This window comes from Alicyclobacillus shizuokensis NBRC 103103 (assembly GCF_001552255.1).
Taxonomy (GTDB): Bacteria; Bacillota; Bacilli; order Alicyclobacillales; family Alicyclobacillaceae; genus Alicyclobacillus_G; species Alicyclobacillus_G shizuokensis.
This window is the reverse complement of record NZ_BCQV01000036.1, coordinates 32,037-49,023: the sequence shown is the minus strand read 5'-3', so window position 1 is coordinate 49,023 and position 16,987 is coordinate 32,037. Positions and strand designations below refer to the sequence as shown.

Below are 16,987 nucleotides of genomic sequence, written 5' to 3'. Positions count from 1 at the left end.
CCGTTACACACATGATGGGGGACAGCGCAGGCAAATGGTTCGCGTTAGCAGCTCTGAGTCTGTCAATTTTAGCCGTAACGTTGGATGGCACTGTTCTCAACCTGGCATTACCTACACTCGCAAAAGCCTTTCGCGCGTCAGAATCGGACCTTGAATGGTTTTCAGCCGCTTATCTTCTGATGCTTGCAGCGGCGGTGCTGCCAGTGGGTTTTATCGGTGACCGTTTCGGGCGGAAAAAGATCATGCTCGCTTCATTAGTGTTGTTTGGAGTGGGATCCGCTGCCTGCGCATACTCACATTCAACCGGCGTATTTATCGCAGCCCGCGTCCTCCTTGGCGTCGCCGGGGCTGGTGTGACGGTCATGGCGATGTCGGCGCTGACCGTGTTATTCAATGAGCAAGAGCGCCCCAAAGCCGTGGGTATTTATGAAGCGGCGAATTTTCTGGGACTTCCGCTCGGCCCGATTCTCGGAGGCTGGATGCTGACTCACTTTTGGTGGGGGTGGATGTTCCTCATCAATGTCCCTGTCATTCTCGTCGCATGCCTCGTGGTTGCCCCACTCGTTCCCGAGTCACGCGCTGCCGCTAAACCAAAATTGGACGCAATCGGTGTTGCATCGTCCACCGTCGGATTGGTTGCATTGACATATGGCTTGATTGAAGCCGGAGATAACGGGTGGGGAAACGCGAAAGCTCTGTTGTTTATCGGGATTGGCCTGGTGGTTCTTGTCGGGTTCACTTTGTGGGAACAACGACAAGGTGCCCGACCAGGCAAGGAACCACTGATTCACCTTTCCCTGTTTCAATCACGCTCGTTTGCGTTTGGTGCACTTCTCTCCGCCGTACCGGGACTCGCCTTAATCGGGGTATTGTTCACCACACCGCAGTACTTTCAAGGAGTGTTAGGCACGAGTACCATGGGATCCGGATGGAGGCTCCTGCCGCTGATTGGGGGGCTCATTGCGGGTGCTGTGCCTGCAGGTCAGATCAATCGTGTTGGAGGAGACAAGATTGCCACCTCGTTAGGTTACGTGGTGGCATGTGCAGGGTTTATAATTGGAGCAACTACCCACATCGACAGCAGCGTTGGTTTTTCCGCAGTTTGGATGGCACTGGTCGGATTCGGTGTTGGGCTGACCTTAGCGACCGCCACATCGGCTGCCCTGTCGAGGCTGTCACACGAAGACAGCGGGATTGGCACGGCAGTGGTCCAACTCTTACAGAAAGTATCAGCACCATTCGGAACAGCCATCATGGGAAGTGTGCTGAGTAACTCGTATCAGAGCCACTTAATCCTGTCCGGACTGCCATCCCAGGAAGTTCAAGCGGTTCGACGAAGCATTTTTGCCGGATTAGCCGTCGCTCGCAGCATCGGATCGACGTCCTTGGAACAATCGATCCGCCACGCCTTCGTCCGTGGTATGGACACCTCACTCTTGGTGTCGATGGGTATCTCCATCCTTGGCCTCATTTTGACGGTCGTTTTCCTACCAGGTCGAAAGCGTGAGAACGAGGCGATGAAATACTGAAAGAAGGAGCACCTTATGGCTGCAAAGGACAAAAGCACGCTGAGCTTGCGTGAGCGTAAAAAGGCAAAGACACGCGCTACAATCCAGGCGCATGCACTGCGCCTGTTTCGTGAACAAGGCTACGATGAAACAACTGTAGAGCAGATCATCGAGGCCGCTGAGGTTTCGGAAACGACGTTCTTCCGCTACTTTCCTACCAAAGAGGACGTTGTGCTGCAAGACGATTCCGATCCGATTCTTATTAGAGCTTTCAATGCCCAACCACCGAACTTGGCACCGATTGAAGCTCTGCGGGAAGCTTTCCGGAAATTCTTCTCCGAATTGTCTGCGGAGCAACGACATGAACAGAAGGAGCGGATCGCACTGATTCTGTCCGTTCCCAAATTGCGCGCCAGAATGTTGGACCAATTTACCGAAGCAATGCACGTTCTGGCGCAGGCACTCGCTGAGCGAACAGGACGCAGCCCGCAGGATTTCGAAATTCGCGTGATTTCGGGCGCCATTATCGGTGTCGGGATGGCCGCGATGGAAACAATGGCAGATGACCCACATACTGACATTGCATCGCTGATGGACCAAGGATTCGCGCTGCTGGAGTCAGGGATATCTTTGTAGGCCGATCACGTCAGATGGTTTGGGATTACACTAAAACGGTATCCACCCGGGGGATCCGCTCCTCGGTCTCGTCCAGCACATGCAGATACTCCTGAAACACGGTCTGGAAAACTTCTGGCTACCGTTTCTTTCGTTCTCTCTCCAGGTACAAGAGTAGCAAGAAATCAAATGTGAATATAAGAAGGGTGTAAATCAATATGGCAACTAAATAATTCCACCAGGGGGCGTGGGTGTACAATAATCCAGCCTCCAATAGCACCAATATAAAAAGGCTTCTAATCACGTAACGTTTACTACAAACTTGATTGCGAAATGCATCTCCAAGCGATTTCTCTTGTTTGTTCACCATGAAGGTTTACCCCTCCAGCCCTGTCCTTCCCAAGTCTTTTTTCCTTTCCTATCCCTCGATCTCCTGATATTCCTTGCCCTTCTCTCGACCATCCGCTTCACCATCCTCGTAAGAGCATTTGCCCGTTCGTCCTTATCCCTCATTTCCAGGTATCGAATGTCCAGCAGATCCAGATATTGAGTCGCATATCCAATGGTCCCGAAAACTGAACAATAGAAAAGGGGCCAGTATGCGCCGTGCCCTTATTGCACCATCTCCCCCGTTGGTTAAACAGCGTGTCACTTGTTCTCTAAATCCAATTCCAAATACAGAGTTCCTTCAATGGGATTAAATCTATACGGTTCAATCCTATAAAACCCCAAAGATTGATATAGTGAGATAGCTTTCTCCATTGTTGGCAGGGTATCTAATCGCATAAAGCAATAACCACGAGTCTTGGCCTCTTCAATGATAGACGTGGCAAGCCTTCTTCCAATTCCTTCTCCGTTCCAACCTGGTTTGACATACAATCTCTTCATTTCACAGATGTTTTCATCTATCTTCCTCAGAGCCACACATCCTATCGTTTGCTCATTATCTAGAGCCAGCAGCATACAGCCACCTGCTGAAGTACTCTCCAGGGATATTTCTCAATTCTTCTTTGAAATTCTGGAATCCCAAGTCTATACTTAATGATTTTTCATATTCTACAAGCAGTTCTCTTACTTGATTGAAATGATCATCTGTAGAGGCCTGTACGATCCTTACCATATAGTTCCTCCCCGCAACCTGCTTGCTTCATAATTATTCTTCTCGAGCCTGCAAACGGTTCGTCCAAGACCAGAAGCTGCGCGGCAGATCATAGCTTTCTTGATTCTCCTGTTCTCCCCGGTTGATGCGCTGCAGTTTCAAATGCAAAGGCGTGACTGCGTCCGCCATGACGTTGAGGCGATCATCAAAGATTTCACCGTGGTCTTCTCTCACAGACACGTGATGGGAGCGAACCCAAGAACGATGCTGGTCTTTTTCCAAATCATAACTCCTCCGTTTTCCATCGGATTGAATTCTTGCGATGTCGCGAGGACACCACGTTCACACGGGCCCGCCAAGCTTAACTTTAATATACTTTGGGTTTTTGTGAAATGGGTTACAATGGTCCCAGCGACCATCAAGCGTTGGAACGTTAGACAAACTTCTGCAAGGCAAAAAAGCCGCCGGCTGCCCCCCAGGCCAACAGTGCTTCCATGAGTATGGCTTTCGCCGCTCGACTCTACGGGGACGAGCGACGGAGCCACTCTCGTAACGCACAAGGCGTGTATCCGGTCCCTCTGCATACAGGAATCCCTCGAAATGTGTCGAAATGGACTGGCTTCATAGGCAGACATCCTGTATACTGAGGAAAGCCTTCAGACAAGGAGAGAAGCGCATGCACTGGGCCTCGTTCCGACTCGCCACGGCGGTCGTGCTGTGCGGATGGTTGCTGGCTGCCTGCGGAACATCCGTATCCTCCGATACCGCAGAACGCAACAACACGTCGAATCAAGCAGCGTCGACCAACGCGGCTCCCGAACACGCTCTGGGCGGACAGAATGTCCCTGCACACCAATCATCTCCACCAAGCGAGGCGTCAGTTTCTGCGAAGAACCATAAGGATCCTGCCGCAACATTGGGCAGCCACTCACTTGCCACCGCGCAACTCGATTCACATTCCACGGCAACACCCACCGTGAACTGGAACGAACCTTCCGATGGACCTTATCCCAAGCTGCAACCCGGAGAGCCGGTCTGGATAGACGTGTCGATCTCTCAGCAGCGAATGTACATCAAATCGGGACAAAAGACCCTCTACACGATGATCATTTCCTCCGGTGTGGACGGCAGCAAGGCAACCTACACGCCGCGGGGCACCTTTTACGTGCAACCGGAAAGAGGCACGTGGTTCTACACCCCGCGATTCCACGAAGGAGCCAAGTATTGGGTCTCATGGTTGAACCATGGCCAATACCTTTTTCACAGCGTGCCGATGGACAAGGGCGGACATGTCATCGTTAAGGATGCCGAAAAGCTCGGCCAGGAAGATTCCCACGGCTGCATCCATCTGACCATTCCGGACGCCAAGTGGGTCTATGAACACATTCCCACCGGCACGAAGGTCGTCATCCATGATTAAACGCAGGACCAGACCAACACAACGGGCGAGCCAGGAGGGCCGGCGTGCCATACGGACGGCATGGCATCCAGCTCGCACCGGCTCGCCCGGACGGGATGACTTCGCCGCAGACTTACGAACGACGGGCGTAGTGTTTGACCAACACGTCCCCTAACATTTGCATACACTGAACGATAATGACCAGAATGGCGGTGGTGACCAACATCACGCCCGTTTCAAACCGTTCGTATCCGTAACGGACAGCCAGGTCCCCCAATCCTCCGCCGCCAATCACCCCCGACATCGCCGAGTAGCCGACCAGAGTCACGGCGGTAATGGTAACGCCGGCTATCAGCCCAGGCCGGGCCTCGGGCAACAACACTCGCCATACAATCTGCCACACGGAAGCACCCATCGCTTGTGCCGCTTCTATAACTCCGGACTCCACTTCGCGCAGCGCCGTCTCCGCCACACGGGCATAAAACGGCGCCGCCCCGACGGTCAAGGGCACAATGGCTGCGTTAACGCCGATGGAGGTACCCACAATCCACTCTGTGAACGGAATAATGGCAATCAACAGGATGATGAATGGAACGGATCTGATAATATTGACGATGACCGCCAACGCCTGATAGGCTACTCGCCGCTGCATCAGATGGCGTGTGGAAAACAGCACCAGAAAAACGCCCATCGGCAACCCAAGCGCAGTGGCAAACAACGTGGAGACCCCTACCATATACAGGGTCTGCCAGGTCGCCTGGAGAATATCCGGCCAGACAAGATTGCTCATCCAGCATCCCCCCCTGCTCCGGCCCCGACATTCACTGACCCCTGCTGGCGCGAAGCGTCATCCAACGGTCGGGGTGAATCGGCAACCGGCAAACTGGAGGTGTCATCCAGGACGTCCACACGGCAGCCACGCTCTTCCAATGCGGCGATGGCCTGGGCCACGGCCGTATCGTCCCCGAACCACTGCATCAGCAGCCGCCCGTACGGCACATCCTTGATGACATCCACCGTTCCCTGAAGAATGCTGTAGTGGCCCCCTGTCATCTGGGCGACTTCCGACAAAATGGGTCGATAGACCGCATCGCCACGAAACACAAGCCGCAGCTTGCGGCCGGGCCACTCATCCAGCCGGTTCCCCTGCCTGTGCGCCACCTCTGCCGATAAGTTCGCCTCGCTCTCATCATCCATCGCCAGGAGCCTCCGGGTGAGTTCGTGCCTGGGGAACAAAAACGTATCCACAACCGATCCGCTCTCCACAATGCGCCCGGCCTCCATCACAGCCACGCGGTCGCAGACCCGGCGCACCACGGACATCTCGTGCGTGACCACCACAACGGTCACACCTAATTCGCGGTTGACGCGCAGAATCAAATCCAGAATCTGTCGCGTAGTTTCAGGGTCCAGGGCGGACGTGGCCTCGTCACACAGCAGAATCTTCGGCCGCGTGGCCAGGGCGCGAGCAATCGCTACACGCTGCTTTTGTCCGCCGGACAACTGTGCGGGATACTTGTGGGCATGCTCGGACAACCCCACCCAGTCCAACAGCTCGTTCACGCGGCTTGTCACGTCGGCGTTCCGGTGGCGGGCCAAACGCAATGGAAAGGCGATATTGTCGGCGACCGTGGCGGAAGCGAGAAGGTGAAAGTGTTGGAAGATCATGCCGATTTGTCGTCTCGCCGACTGCAGCTGCCGCTTATTCAAGCGGGTCATCTCTTGTCCATCCACCCACACCTCACCCTGGGTGGGACGCTCCAAAAGGTTCACGCAACGCAGCAAGGTGCTTTTCCCTGCCCCAGAGTACCCAATCAGCCCAAAGATCTCCCCCGCCTGCACGCGAAGGTTGACGTGGTCCAAGGCAACCACGGGCTTTTTGGGCTGTCCGTACAGTTTGCAAATCCCTCGTAACTCTATCGTCGCCTATCCCTCCCTGCAGGGAAAGACCTGCCTATGAAAACACGCTCGAGAAGGCGTGCAGTATCCGGGCACCCCGATGAATGCACTCGGTCCCCCGTTCTAGCCATTTTATGTTCGCTTGACAAGCCAGAGATCGATGAGTTGACAAGCGGAGGTGGCTTCGCGTATAAATGGTTGTGCATAACCCCATATATCTACACTCTTATCCAGAGTAGGCGGAGGGACTGGCCCTATGATGCCCGGCAACCGGCTACGCGCACGGTGCTAACTCCTGCGGATGCATTCCGAGAGATAAGAGGTGCACTCCGCCTCTTTCCCTTGGGAAGAGGTTTTTTCATGCCAAGCGCGAGACGCAGGCCGGGCCACGGTATAGACCCAGGCGACAGAGAGACCAAGCTAGGAGGAGATTCAGATGAACACCCGCAACATCCTGCGCTTTGCGGCCGTCCTTGGCATCGGCGCAGCGCTCACAGCAGGCTGCGGAGCCAGCAGTCAATCGACGAATCCGTCCACGGCCAAATCATCCCAGCAGGATACGGTGCTCAAGGTTGGCGCGACCCCGGTACCCCACGCCGAGATCCTGGATTATGTCAAGCCCATTCTGGCCAAGAAAGGGGTCAATTTGCAGGTCGTGGAATTCAATGACTACGTCCAACCCAATCGGGCCTTGGCGTCAGGACAACTGGATGCTAATTATTTCCAACACGTTCCCTACCTGGAGGAGTACAATCAGAAGAACCATACCGACCTGGTACCGACAATCATGGTTCATTTCGAGCCGCTCGGTCTTTATCCTGGAAAAAGCAAATCGTTGCAGAACATTCCGGACGGCGCCACCGTGGCCGTTCCCAATGACACCACGAACGAGGGACGGGCACTGCTGCTGTTGGCGAACAACGGGCTGATCAAGTTGAAAGATCCGAACAGCTTGTCTGAGACCCCGAATGACATTGTATCGAATCCGCATCATCTGCGCATTGAGGAATTGGATGCGGCCGCCATTCCGCGCATGGCCAAGGACGTGAACTACGCGGTGATCAACGGAAACTACGCGCTGCAGGCTGGGTACAAGGTGTCCGACGCACTGGCCGTGGAAAAGGCGAATTCCCAGGCTGCCAGGACGTACGCCAACGTGGTCGTCGTGCGCGATGGGGAACAAAACAAGCCGGCCATCAAGAAGTTGGATAAAGCGTTGAACTCGGAAGCTGTGAAAAAGTTCATTGAAAACCACTATCATGGTTCGGTGGCTCCGGTCTTTGGCAAGCCCATTCCACTCAAGTAAGCCGGGATGACGACGGGCGGTCCCTCAGGCTGTGCCGGCTTGGGGGCATCGTCCGTCTTTCATCAGTCGAGACCGGATTGGGCTATCTGGAAACTAGAGGAATCCATTGACAGTGTGAAGCCGCGGCGGCTGGCAAAGGGATGCCAGCAGGCCAGGGCAGGAGATGGCCTCCGTGCCTTCACGGCCTGCCGGTGCGCCAAGGGCCATGCGCAGGGTCAATCACAAGCCGAGATCGGAGACGCGGTCCGATGAACCGGCCTCAATACGCGCCCGGCGCCCCTACGGCTCCGTCGGCGCCGCCAGCATATACGGCCGGCACCAAAAGGAAGAACAGGACGAAGATGATAAGGAACACGACCGCCCAACGGGTGTAGCCTCCAAACGCTCCGTACAACGCACACACTCCCCTCTCCTGAGATGGTTCATGCTATGAGGGGCTGAGGTGCGGCGCCAGGGCAGATAACCCGTGCTGGCGCCCGAACCTACCAGCCGGATCGCGAACACCGTATCACACCGTATCTCTGTGTGCCTGCGTGTGCGCGTGGGGCGCCGATAGCACCGACCCCGCTGGCGTCCCGCCCGTTGCCAATGGAACAGCGTCTTTGCTCACGCCGATTTGCGCCGCCTGTACACACGCCAGCTCACCAAAACAGCCACCAAGACGATGAGAGCGACCCCCATCACCGCCCGGTGTTCCTCGAGAAGGTGGTGATACCGCGCCCACTCCACACCGAGTGTGCGTCCCAACACAATGAAGATGACCGTCCAAACCAGGGTGCCGAACACGTTATAGAGACTGAATCGAATGAGAGACATGTTTTCAATGCCGGCCACATAGGGGACAAGGACACGGATGCCGGCAATAAACTTGGACACCAGGAGAATCCCGCCCTGGTAGCGGTTGAACCAATTTGCTGCTGCATCCAAACGCGTCTGAGTGATGCCCACGTGCCGCCCAAAGCGAACAATCACGGGACGCCCCAGATAGCGCCCGATGGCGTAGGCGGCGGTGGATCCCGTGACGTTGCCGACAACGGCGGCCAGCCAGAGGGGCAGAAGGTGAAACACGCCCCGGGTCCACTCAATGCCGGCCACAGTCAATGTCGTCTCCGCTGGGAACGGAATGCCGATGGGCTCCAACAGCAGAATGAGGAGTACGCCGAAGTAGCCATAGTGTTGCAACCATTCCTGAATGTCAAAATGCACGTTCATGCTCCTGCATCGAAGATTCGCGCTGCTCTCCCTTTCAGCACGGGATATCCATTCTCCCAGTCTGGCGCCAAACGGAAGGCGCTATACCCAAGTCCAGCACGCGTCTGGCTGCATCGGCGTGTCTCTCTTGCCTGATCAAGATTCCCCTCATAATTCTCGGTTTTCCACCCATCCTAAAGGACGGCATGACTCGTCATGCTTAACAGGACAAAGAGGAGGCAACACCATGCCACAGGCAAACGCACAACAACAGCAGCAACTTCAGCAGTTGCAACAAGCGGTTCAACAGGCACAGCAAGCCATTCAGCGGGCCCAACAGAACACCAATCCGCAGCAGCTGCAGCAAGCGCAGCAACAACTGCAGCAGGCCGAACAGCAGCTGCAGCAGGCGCAAACGCAGGCCGGCATGCAGGCGACCGCCGAGCAGCAGCAACAACTGCAGCAGATTCAGCAGCAGTTAAACCAGGCTCAACAAGCCATGCAGCAGGCACAGGCGACGGCCAATCAGCAGAACAATTCCTACGAATAAGATGTCAAGGACTCACAGCGCGTCCCCCTCCTTAGACGAGGGGGACCCCCGGTGTACCAGCCAGGCCCATGTCCACGGGTGCAGGGTCCACACCACCTGGTGCCATGCTCCGGGCATTCGCCAGCACGCAGAATGGTCAAGCGAATAGGGTAATGGCAAAGCCCCTAGCCCTTTGGCCTGCGGGCCTAATCCATGCGTCAAAAGGCGGGTGAAGGGAATGAAACTGGACACCTTTCTCAAGTTTGGCTCCTTGGCGTTGCATGTGGCCCAGGATGAAAGAGTCCGGGAGTTGGTCAAGATTGCCCACCAGGGCGCCAAGCGGAGGGGTCTTCTAGCGCCCCCGGTCCCACCTATGCACACCCAGCGGCCGCGTATACCGTTTGCTCCACCCATTCATCCCCCATATCGCCAGCCAGGGCGGTGAGTGGGTACGGCCGCCGTCAGGGTCCGGCGACTCCCTGACGGCCCAAGACCGGTGCCACCTCATCCAGACTGGACACCCGCCCGCCGGCGTGTTGATAAACCACATGCGAACGCGTGAACTGGACGGGCGAATCCAGGCCAGCCGCAGCCGCCAGCCGAAACAAACCTTCCCGCATCGTGATCACATAGTTGGCCACTCGGTACTTCTTTTCGTCGACCACCAGCGCCTTCTCCAGAGCAGGATTGGTTGTGGCAACCCCGACCGGACAGATATTTGCATGACACTTCAGGGCCTGAATGCAGCCCACCGTGATCATGAATCCGCGGGCAATGTTGACCAGATCCGCTCCCATGGCCAGGGCGACCGCCACTCGGTCGGGGGAAAACAATTTTCCGGAAGCGATGAGCCTCACCCGGTCGCGCACCCCGTGGCGAACCAGGGCGGCGTCGACCAGAGGCAGTGCCGACTTGATGGGCAGTCCCACGGTGTCCGCCAATTCTTGGTAAGAAGCTCCCGTCCCGCCCTCCCCGCCGTCGATGGTGATAAAATCCGGCCCCACCCCGGCATGGCGCATGTACGCCGCCAACTCGTCAGCCTGTTCTGGACTTCCCACCACCATTTTCATCCCCACGGGCTTGCCGGTCGCGGCACGGATGCGTTCCATGAAATCGAACAGTGACGGTAGGTCGTCGAACTCATGGAAACGGTTTGGGCTGTCAATAGGCTTATAGGGTTCCACCAGACGAATTTTGGCGATCTCGGGCGTCACCTTGTCACCGTCGATATGGCCGCCACGCGCCTTCGCTCCCTGCGCCAGTTTCAACTCAAAGGCGCGCACCTGCGGCAATTCCGCCTTGCGCCGCAGTTCATCCCAATTGAACCGACCCTTGACGTCGCGCACCCCGAACAATCCAGGACCAATCTGCATGATGATATCCACCCCACCGTCCAGGTGGTAGGACGACAGCCCGCCTTCGCCCGTATTCATCCAAGTTCCCTGGGCGATGGCCAGGCCGTGCGAGAGAGCCAAGATGGCGTGGCTGCCCAGGGCGCCAAAGCTCATGCCGGACATGCCAATCTGACCTTTGACCACAAACGGGTGCGGAACTCCCGCGCCAATCGTGATCGCATCCTCGTCCGCCAACAGGTACGCCAACGGATTGGCATCCACCCACTTCTCCGTGCGTGGTCCAAACAGCGGATCGGAGACCAGGACATACTTTTTGCTTTGTATGCGCGTCTCTCGGTCCATCCGCAACTCCTCCATTTGCTTGGGAAACATTGCGTTGCGGATGTAATACCCGGGCCCGTCGAAATCCCGCTGTGAGCCAAAGCCAATCACATTGCGTTGATACTTGGCGCTCTTGACGATGGTCTCGTAGTCGACACGGGAGAACGGTTTGCCCTCCGTGTCGCTGTTGTACAGGTACTGGCGTAGTTCAGGACCTATCTTCTCGAAAAAATAGCGCGCCATGCCAATAACCGGAAAATTGCGCAGGACGGGATGCTGGTCTTGCCGCCGGTCGTGCACATACAGCATCAGGACAATCCCCGCCAACGCGAGCAGGAAAAAGCTGCCCAGGATGAAGGCGATGATGACGCAGACATCGGCCAGCGTTTGCAGTGGATGCATCAACAATCCCCCTGTCTTGACTGTGACAGGTTACAATGTTCGCGAAATCACCCCCAGTTATGCCTCCTGGCCCCGCAGCGACGGCAGCTTGGTACGCGCTTCCAGTGCACCGTGATAGAATGGGCGTCAGAGATCAGAGGGAGCATAAGGAGAGGAACGGATGAACAACAGCGACGACTGGGAGGTTTTGCGCACTTCGGACGCGGCGGCCGTTCAGGAGCTGGCGGCTCAGCTGGGATGGGCGTTTCGCCGCCAACAGGTGCTGTGGCTCTTGACCGCCGGGTGGGTAATTGGCCTGCGTCGCGGCCGCCAATTGCTGGCGACCGCCGCCGTATTCGCCTACCCACCCACGTGGGCCTCCATCGGCATGGTCATGGTTCGCCCTGATGTCCAGCGGTGCGGCATCGGACGCCGTTTGGTATCCGTCTGCTTAGCTTACGCCCAGTCGCGAGCGGCCTGCGTGTCATTGCTATCCACTGCCCCGGGCTACCGTCTCTATGAATCGCTGGGGTTTGAGACGGTCGGCTTCATCCACCGCATGCAGCGTCCGGTTGGCAGCGACGCAGCGTCGCCCAGCGTCCACGCGGACATCTTCGCCGGCGAAGAAGCGGAGAATGGCTGGCAGCTGGCGAGAGGCGTGGAAGTCAGCCCCAGGCACTGGCCCCAAATTGCCCGCCTCGACCAGGAAGCCAACGGCGCACCCCGCCATCACCTGTTCCTCTCCCCCGAAGATCAACCGGATCGACAGGCGCTGCGAAGCCTCGCCCGTTTGTCCATAGCTGCACTGAATCGAGAACAACAACTCGTTGGGACCGCCGTCCTTGTGCCCAGACCCGGAGCAGTCGCCATTGGCCCACTGCTGGCGGAATCCCTGGATGTGGCCAAGAGTGTGACGGCAGCAGCCGAACGGCTGGAAACCGGGATGATACGCGTGGACGTGCCCAGCGCCCAAACCGAATTCCGCCGCTATCTTGAGCAGGCCGGTTGGCAGGAGACCATGATCTCGCCGCTGATGACGTGGCGAGGCGTGCCGCTGCCGGGCCGGCGACTCTGGCTTTACGGGCTGCTCGATCCGGCCCTGGGATGACGCCTTTCCCGCTGTCGACGCGCTGTCATGGAAGGAATTGCGGTGAACCCACAGACTCGTTGGCAAACAGGCGCATTAAGTCCGGAATGTGCCGCCGGTCGGACAGAACCAACAGGTGGTCATTCGCCTGCAGCCGCGTTGCCCCTCGCGGAACCAGGACGCTGGCACCGCGAACGACGGCGTAACAGAGGGTATTGGGCGGAAACGGGACTTCGACCAGCTTCTTTTCTACCAGAGGCGAATCCGCGACAATCTCCACCGGCAGGACAATCGCATTCTCCCGGGCAATCGCCACCAACTCAAACAGTCCTTCGGAGGGGGACGGATCAAACAAGTCAAGTCGTTTGGCGAACGGAACCACCGTCAAGCCCTGCACCAAAGTGGAGGCCAGCACAACGAAAAACACGGCGTCGAGCATGGTTCCGGGTGTATACACAGGGGCAAGCATGGCCGTCAGGACCAACACAATGGGCACGGCGCCTCGCAAACCGGCCCAGCTCAAGAACACCTTTTCCCGCCAGTTCAAGCCCATGCCCAACGTGGACAGCCACACGGCTGTCGGCCGGGCCAGAAACAGCGCCCCGACCGCCAGTCCCAAGCCGGGAACCATAATGCGGTAAACCCCGGTGAGGTTCAATTGCAGCCCCAAGACCACAAACATGATGATATGCATGGTCCACGAGACGCCTTCGTGGAAACGCAGGATACTGTAGCGGTGTTCGAGACGATGGTTGGCCATCCACACGGACGCCACGTACACCGCCAGAAACCCGCTGCCATTGAAGACGTCGGCAACACCGAAGGCGAGCAGAGCAAACGCCAGAGAGAGGGTCGGATAGAGCCCGCCGGTGTCAAGTTTGATGCGCTGATTCACGAAGGAGCCCGCATACCCAATGGCCACTCCGGCAGCCAAACCGACCAGCATCTGCAGACCGAACAGGACAACCACATGCAGGGTGGCGGCCCCTGGTGAACCCGGCCCGCGCTCCGCCCACTCGATGAGGATGAGCGTGAGAAAGAACGCCATCGGATCATTGGTGCCGGACTCGACCTCCAGGATGTCCACCAACCTGCGCCGCAGGGAGGCTCCTCCGAGGATGGAGAACACGGAGGCCGCATCGGTGGAACTGACGGCCACCCCCAAAAGCGCCGCCGCGTAAAACGGCAGATGGAGCAATTCCAGAGCCAAAACCGTCATGAAAGCCGAACTGATGAGCACGCCCCACGTGGCCAATGATAGAGAAGGAGCCCACGCGTTGCGGATGCGTGTCCAGGAGGTATGCAAGCCACCTTCAAACAGGATGAGAATCAAAGCGACATAACCGAGGTACTGGGCCACGTGTTCATCGATACGCGGTGCGATGCCGAACCCGTTGGGGCCAATGAGGACGCCTATCAAGACAAAGCCTATCAACGCCGGAAATCCAATGCGACTGTTCACCCGGGCTGAACAGACGCCAGCAATCAGGACAAGCGACAACAGCAGCAGTCCAACTTCCATCTTTCACCTCCTGGCCAACGGACGTATCTGTCCGTGTCTTCACCTTGCAAGAGGCTCAAGAATTAGTTTACCAAACTCACCTTAAGATACAAAACCGCTCGATATCCCCAGCCATTCATAGATCCGGGGAAGCTGGACATGGTTGCGCACCACCTCAGCCAGGTGTGCCAACGCCTCCTCCCGCACCGCCTGCACCCGCAGGGGCACCGGGGAAAAAGGAATGCCCCGCGCTTGACAGAGGCGGCGCAACCAAGCACGCCGAAAATCGTCATTGTGGAGTATCCCGTGCAGATAGGTGCCGATGACACGACCGTCTTCGGCGATGCACCCGTCCGTACGCACCCGTCCATCGGCGTCGTCCTCTAGACGGGCAAACGGCAGCACCGATTCACTTCGCCAATTCGTTTTCCCCATGTGGATCTCGTACGCGTCCACGCGCAGGGGCGCAAACGGGCCCATCAACTCCGCCCGGACCAGCACGGTGCGCTTGTGTGGCAAAATTTCCGTGCTGACTGGAAGGAGGCCAAGTCCTGGCTCTTCGTTCACCCCAGCCTCTATGCCGTACGGATCCAGTACATGCACGCCCAGCATCTGAAAGCCCCCACAGACGCCGAGCACCCATCCGCCCGCCTCGACAAACGATTGCAAGGCCTGTACCCATCCGGACTCATGCAGCCAGGCCAGATCCAGCAACGTGCTCTTGGTCCCCGGCAGTACGACCGCAGCCGCGCCCTGGAGTTCCTCTGGCCGGGCGCAAAAGTGAGCCTCTACCTGCGGCTCCAGAAACAGTGGGTCGAAATCGGTAAAATTGGCGATGTGCGGTAGCCGCACAATGGCGATCCGCAGTTGGTGCGCCACGGGGACCGGGTGATGGTCCGTTGCCCGTCCTCCGCCTTGGTAGCGGATGGAGTCCAAGGCCACAGAGTCTTCCTCATCGATGCCGATGCGGGGAATGAACGGAACCACGCCCACGACCGGCAGGCCGGTCCGCTGTTCCAACCACCGCACTCCCTCACGAAACAGGCTCATATCGCCCCGGAAGCGATTGATGAGAATGCCTTTCACGCGCGCTCGTTCATCCGCGTCAAGCAGCGCCAGCGTACCGATGATGGACGCAAAGACACCCCCCCTGTCGATGTCCGCCACGAGCAGCACGTTCGCATCCGCCATCGCTGCCACCTTAAAGTTGGCGATGTCGCGCGCTTTGAGATTGACTTCCACCGGACTCCCGGCCCCTTCGATGACCACCACCTGGTGGCGCTCGGCCAGGTAGGTGTAGCTTTCCTGCACGGCGTTCCACAGCTCACGCTTGTCGCCGGCAAAGTACTCCCTGGCAGTGACCGAGTCGTACACGCGCCCCTGCAAGACCACTTGGCTCTGGTGCGGACCGGTTGGCTTGAGCAGCACGGGATTCATATGCTCATTGGGAGGAATTCCGCACGCCTCGGCCTGCACCGCCTGCGCCCGGCCAATTTCGCGCCCGGAGGGGGTGACTGCGGAGTTCAACGACATGTTCTGCGCCTTAAACGGGGCGACGTCCACCCCGTCCTCGTGCAAAATGCGACACAGCGCTGCGGTCAACACGCTCTTGCCGACACTTGAGGCGGTGCCAACCAGCATGAGACTTTTGGCCCGGCGCTGAGCGGGCTCTGGGATATGCGGCAGAGGGACCATGACGGGACGGGGTGGAGCGGGATGCAGGTAGCTCATCACCGCCTGCCACAGCCGTTCGTTCTCTGGACGGCTGCGGACGGCAATGCGCAAAAAGTTCGGTCCCAGCCCCGGAAAGTTGGCGCACGAGCGGAGGAACAGTCCCTGCTGTTGGAGATACAGAAGCAACCCCTCGACCGACGCGTCGTTCCACCGAACGAGAAAAAAGTTGGCGTCTCCCGCATACCACCGCCAGCCTGCCTGGCTCCCCCAGCGTGCGGCAAGAAAATCCTGTTCCTCTGCCAGCCAACGCCAGGTCGCCTGCAGAAACGACTCATCCTGATAAGCAGCCACGGCCGCCGCTTGGGCCAGGCGGTTGACGCTCCAAGGGTCTCGTCCCGCCTCCAAACGGCGCACTGTGTCGGGATGCGCGACGCCGAAACCAAAGCGCAGGCCGGGCAGGGCGTACACCTTCGTCGCTGAACGCACGGTCACAAGGCGCCGCGTTTGGGCAGACAGGTGAATGGCCGAGTGCGCGTCCCCGTCCTTCCGAAAATCCAGAAACGACTCGTCGCACAACACCCAGACGCCGCGTTCCGCCCAATCGAGGACGAACGGTTCCCACATCGAGCGGAAAAAGAAGCGGCCGCTGGGATTGTGCGGGTTGTTCAGGACTACGGCATCACCAGGTCGCACCGCCGCGTCCAGTCTCTTCAGGACCGGCTCCAGTCGCCCGGCCAGCAGTTCGGAGGCGGCAGTCAGCGCATGGATGTCCGCTCCGCTGCGCCGGGCAAACCGCGCGTATTCTGCGAAGGCAGGTTCAACCAGGTGGACACGTGCTGGACGCAGCGCGCGGAAAAACAGATCGATTATTTCACTGGCTCCATTGCCGCAAAGGATATACTCTTCACCGACCTGAAAGCGTTCAGACAACACGCGCCTGACTTGGCGCTGATGGGTGTCGGGGTAATGGCGGACGCTTGGCAGGGCGTCCGCTATGGCGGCCTGCACGGATCTCGGAGGACCTAAGGGATTGATATTGGCGCTGAAATCCACAATCTCCGTCTCGGCCAGGCCCGTATCCTCCATATAATCCTCTATTCGCCCACCGTGGGCGTCCAGCAT

Annotated in this window: 16 protein-coding genes and 1 riboswitch; of the genes, 6 read left to right on the top strand and 10 right to left on the bottom strand. The window is 57.9% G+C overall.

The window, feature by feature from the left end; all coding sequences use genetic code 11:
* A partial coding sequence (locus ASH01S_RS13670) for a DHA2 family efflux MFS transporter permease subunit (RefSeq protein ID WP_217996332.1) occupies window positions 1-1,529 on the top strand: 1,529 nt, incomplete at its 5' end.
* A 15-nt stretch (window positions 1,530-1,544) separates the two neighbouring features.
* Window positions 1,545-2,144 carry an acyl-CoA-like ligand-binding transcription factor gene (locus ASH01S_RS13665; RefSeq protein WP_067929004.1) on the top strand — a complete coding sequence of 200 codons (600 nt, stop codon included), beginning with the start codon at window positions 1,545-1,547 and terminating at the stop codon, window positions 2,142-2,144.
* A 342-nt stretch (window positions 2,145-2,486) separates the two neighbouring features.
* On the opposite strand, the gene ASH01S_RS19700 is transcribed toward ASH01S_RS13665, so the two are convergent.
* The 3 genes from ASH01S_RS19700 to ASH01S_RS13650 all read right to left on the bottom strand — a co-directional run bounded on the left by ASH01S_RS19700 (window position 2,487) and on the right by ASH01S_RS13650 (window position 3,504).
* Complete coding sequence (locus ASH01S_RS19700) at window positions 2,487-2,687, bottom strand: DUF6904 family protein (RefSeq protein WP_373278581.1); 201 nt, start codon at window positions 2,685-2,687, stop codon at window positions 2,487-2,489.
* An 84-nt stretch (window positions 2,688-2,771) separates the two neighbouring features.
* On the bottom strand, window positions 2,772-3,086 hold the full coding sequence (locus tag ASH01S_RS13655; protein WP_245629086.1) for a GNAT family N-acetyltransferase: 315 nt from the start codon (window positions 3,084-3,086) through the stop codon (window positions 2,772-2,774).
* A gap of 190 nt (window positions 3,087-3,276) precedes the next feature.
* The gene (locus ASH01S_RS13650) at window positions 3,277-3,504 is read right to left on the bottom strand and encodes a hypothetical protein (RefSeq protein ID WP_067929002.1); all 228 of its coding nucleotides are present in this window, start codon (window positions 3,502-3,504) and stop codon (window positions 3,277-3,279) included.
* 394 nt (window positions 3,505-3,898) lie between these two features.
* On the opposite strand from ASH01S_RS13650, the gene ASH01S_RS13645 reads away from it, so the two are divergent.
* Window positions 3,899-4,642: a L,D-transpeptidase gene (locus ASH01S_RS13645; protein WP_083517173.1), complete on the top strand. Its 744-nt coding sequence runs from the start codon at window positions 3,899-3,901 to the stop codon at window positions 4,640-4,642.
* A gap of 112 nt (window positions 4,643-4,754) precedes the next feature.
* Here the strand turns inward: ASH01S_RS13645 and ASH01S_RS13640 are convergent, their stop codons facing one another.
* Together ASH01S_RS13640 and ASH01S_RS13635 are read right to left on the bottom strand one after the other, a co-directional pair.
* Window positions 4,755-5,411: a methionine ABC transporter permease gene (locus ASH01S_RS13640; RefSeq protein ID WP_067929001.1), complete on the bottom strand. Its 657-nt coding sequence runs from the start codon at window positions 5,409-5,411 to the stop codon at window positions 4,755-4,757.
* Window positions 5,408-6,484, bottom strand: a complete 1,077-nt coding sequence (locus ASH01S_RS13635) for a methionine ABC transporter ATP-binding protein (protein WP_245629085.1) — start codon at window positions 6,482-6,484, stop codon at window positions 5,408-5,410. The genes ASH01S_RS13640 and ASH01S_RS13635 overlap by 4 nt, the downstream gene beginning before the upstream one ends.
* A gap of 259 nt (window positions 6,485-6,743) precedes the next feature.
* Window positions 6,744-6,842, top strand: a riboswitch (SAM riboswitch).
* A 114-nt stretch (window positions 6,843-6,956) separates the two neighbouring features.
* Between ASH01S_RS13635 and ASH01S_RS13630 the strand changes: the two genes are divergently transcribed.
* Window positions 6,957-7,826: a MetQ/NlpA family ABC transporter substrate-binding protein gene (locus ASH01S_RS13630; protein WP_067929000.1), complete on the top strand. Its 870-nt coding sequence runs from the start codon at window positions 6,957-6,959 to the stop codon at window positions 7,824-7,826.
* Window positions 7,827-8,085: 259 nt separating this feature from the next.
* Here ASH01S_RS13630 and ASH01S_RS19530 read toward each other — a convergent pair whose 3' ends face one another.
* Window positions 8,086-8,220 carry a hypothetical protein gene (locus ASH01S_RS19530; protein WP_281178226.1) on the bottom strand — a complete coding sequence of 45 codons (135 nt, stop codon included), beginning with the start codon at window positions 8,218-8,220 and terminating at the stop codon, window positions 8,086-8,088.
* A 212-nt stretch (window positions 8,221-8,432) separates the two neighbouring features.
* A complete protein-coding gene (locus ASH01S_RS13625; RefSeq protein WP_245629084.1) occupies window positions 8,433-9,038 on the bottom strand; it encodes a DedA family protein in 606 nt (201 codons plus the stop codon).
* A 226-nt stretch (window positions 9,039-9,264) separates the two neighbouring features.
* Here ASH01S_RS13625 and ASH01S_RS13620 point away from each other — a divergent pair, with 226 nt between their 5' ends.
* Window positions 9,265-9,567 (top strand): hypothetical protein, encoded by a 303-nt coding sequence (locus ASH01S_RS13620; RefSeq protein WP_067928999.1) that lies wholly within the window; start codon window positions 9,265-9,267, stop codon window positions 9,565-9,567.
* Window positions 9,568-10,007: 440 nt separating this feature from the next.
* On the opposite strand, the gene ASH01S_RS13615 is transcribed toward ASH01S_RS13620, so the two are convergent.
* A complete protein-coding gene (locus ASH01S_RS13615; RefSeq protein ID WP_067928998.1) occupies window positions 10,008-11,624 on the bottom strand; it encodes an FMN-binding glutamate synthase family protein in 1,617 nt (538 codons plus the stop codon).
* A gap of 160 nt (window positions 11,625-11,784) precedes the next feature.
* Here ASH01S_RS13615 and ASH01S_RS13610 point away from each other — a divergent pair, with 160 nt between their 5' ends.
* Window positions 11,785-12,711 carry a GNAT family N-acetyltransferase gene (locus ASH01S_RS13610; protein WP_067928997.1) on the top strand — a complete coding sequence of 309 codons (927 nt, stop codon included), beginning with the start codon at window positions 11,785-11,787 and terminating at the stop codon, window positions 12,709-12,711.
* A gap of 25 nt (window positions 12,712-12,736) precedes the next feature.
* Here the strand turns inward: ASH01S_RS13610 and ASH01S_RS13605 are convergent, their stop codons facing one another.
* Entirely contained in the window at window positions 12,737-14,212 is a 1,476-nt protein-coding gene (locus tag ASH01S_RS13605) for a potassium/proton antiporter (protein WP_067928996.1), read from the bottom strand.
* 81 nt (window positions 14,213-14,293) lie between these two features.
* The gene (locus ASH01S_RS13600; protein WP_067928995.1) at window positions 14,294-16,987 is read right to left on the bottom strand and encodes a cobyric acid synthase; all 2,694 of its coding nucleotides are present in this window, start codon (window positions 16,985-16,987) and stop codon (window positions 14,294-14,296) included.

Excerpts from the sequence above, each read along its gene's own strand:
- ASH01S_RS13645 (WP_083517173.1), top strand. The coding sequence starts at position 3,899 with ATGCACTGGGCCTCGTTCCGACTCGCCACGGCGGTCGTGCTGTGCGGA.
- ASH01S_RS13630 (WP_067929000.1), top strand. The coding sequence starts at position 6,957 with ATGAACACCCGCAACATCCTGCGCTTTGCGGCCGTCCTTGGCATCGGC.
- ASH01S_RS13620 (WP_067928999.1), top strand. The coding sequence starts at position 9,265 with ATGCCACAGGCAAACGCACAACAACAGCAGCAACTTCAGCAGTTGCAA.
- ASH01S_RS13640 (WP_067929001.1), bottom strand. The coding sequence starts at position 5,411 with ATGAGCAATCTTGTCTGGCCGGATATTCTCCAGGCGACCTGGCAGACC.
- ASH01S_RS13605 (WP_067928996.1), bottom strand. The coding sequence starts at position 14,212 with ATGGAAGTTGGACTGCTGCTGTTGTCGCTTGTCCTGATTGCTGGCGTC.
- ASH01S_RS13625 (WP_245629084.1), bottom strand. The coding sequence starts at position 9,038 with ATGAACGTGCATTTTGACATTCAGGAATGGTTGCAACACTATGGCTAC.
- ASH01S_RS13665 (WP_067929004.1), top strand. The coding sequence starts at position 1,545 with ATGGCTGCAAAGGACAAAAGCACGCTGAGCTTGCGTGAGCGTAAAAAG.
- ASH01S_RS13655 (WP_245629086.1), bottom strand. The coding sequence starts at position 3,086 with ATGCTGCTGGCTCTAGATAATGAGCAAACGATAGGATGTGTGGCTCTG.
- ASH01S_RS13615 (WP_067928998.1), bottom strand. The coding sequence starts at position 11,624 with ATGCATCCACTGCAAACGCTGGCCGATGTCTGCGTCATCATCGCCTTC.
- ASH01S_RS13600 (WP_067928995.1), bottom strand. The coding sequence starts at position 16,987 with ATGCTGGACGCCCACGGTGGGCGAATAGAGGATTATATGGAGGATACG.
- ASH01S_RS13610 (WP_067928997.1), top strand. The coding sequence starts at position 11,785 with ATGAACAACAGCGACGACTGGGAGGTTTTGCGCACTTCGGACGCGGCG.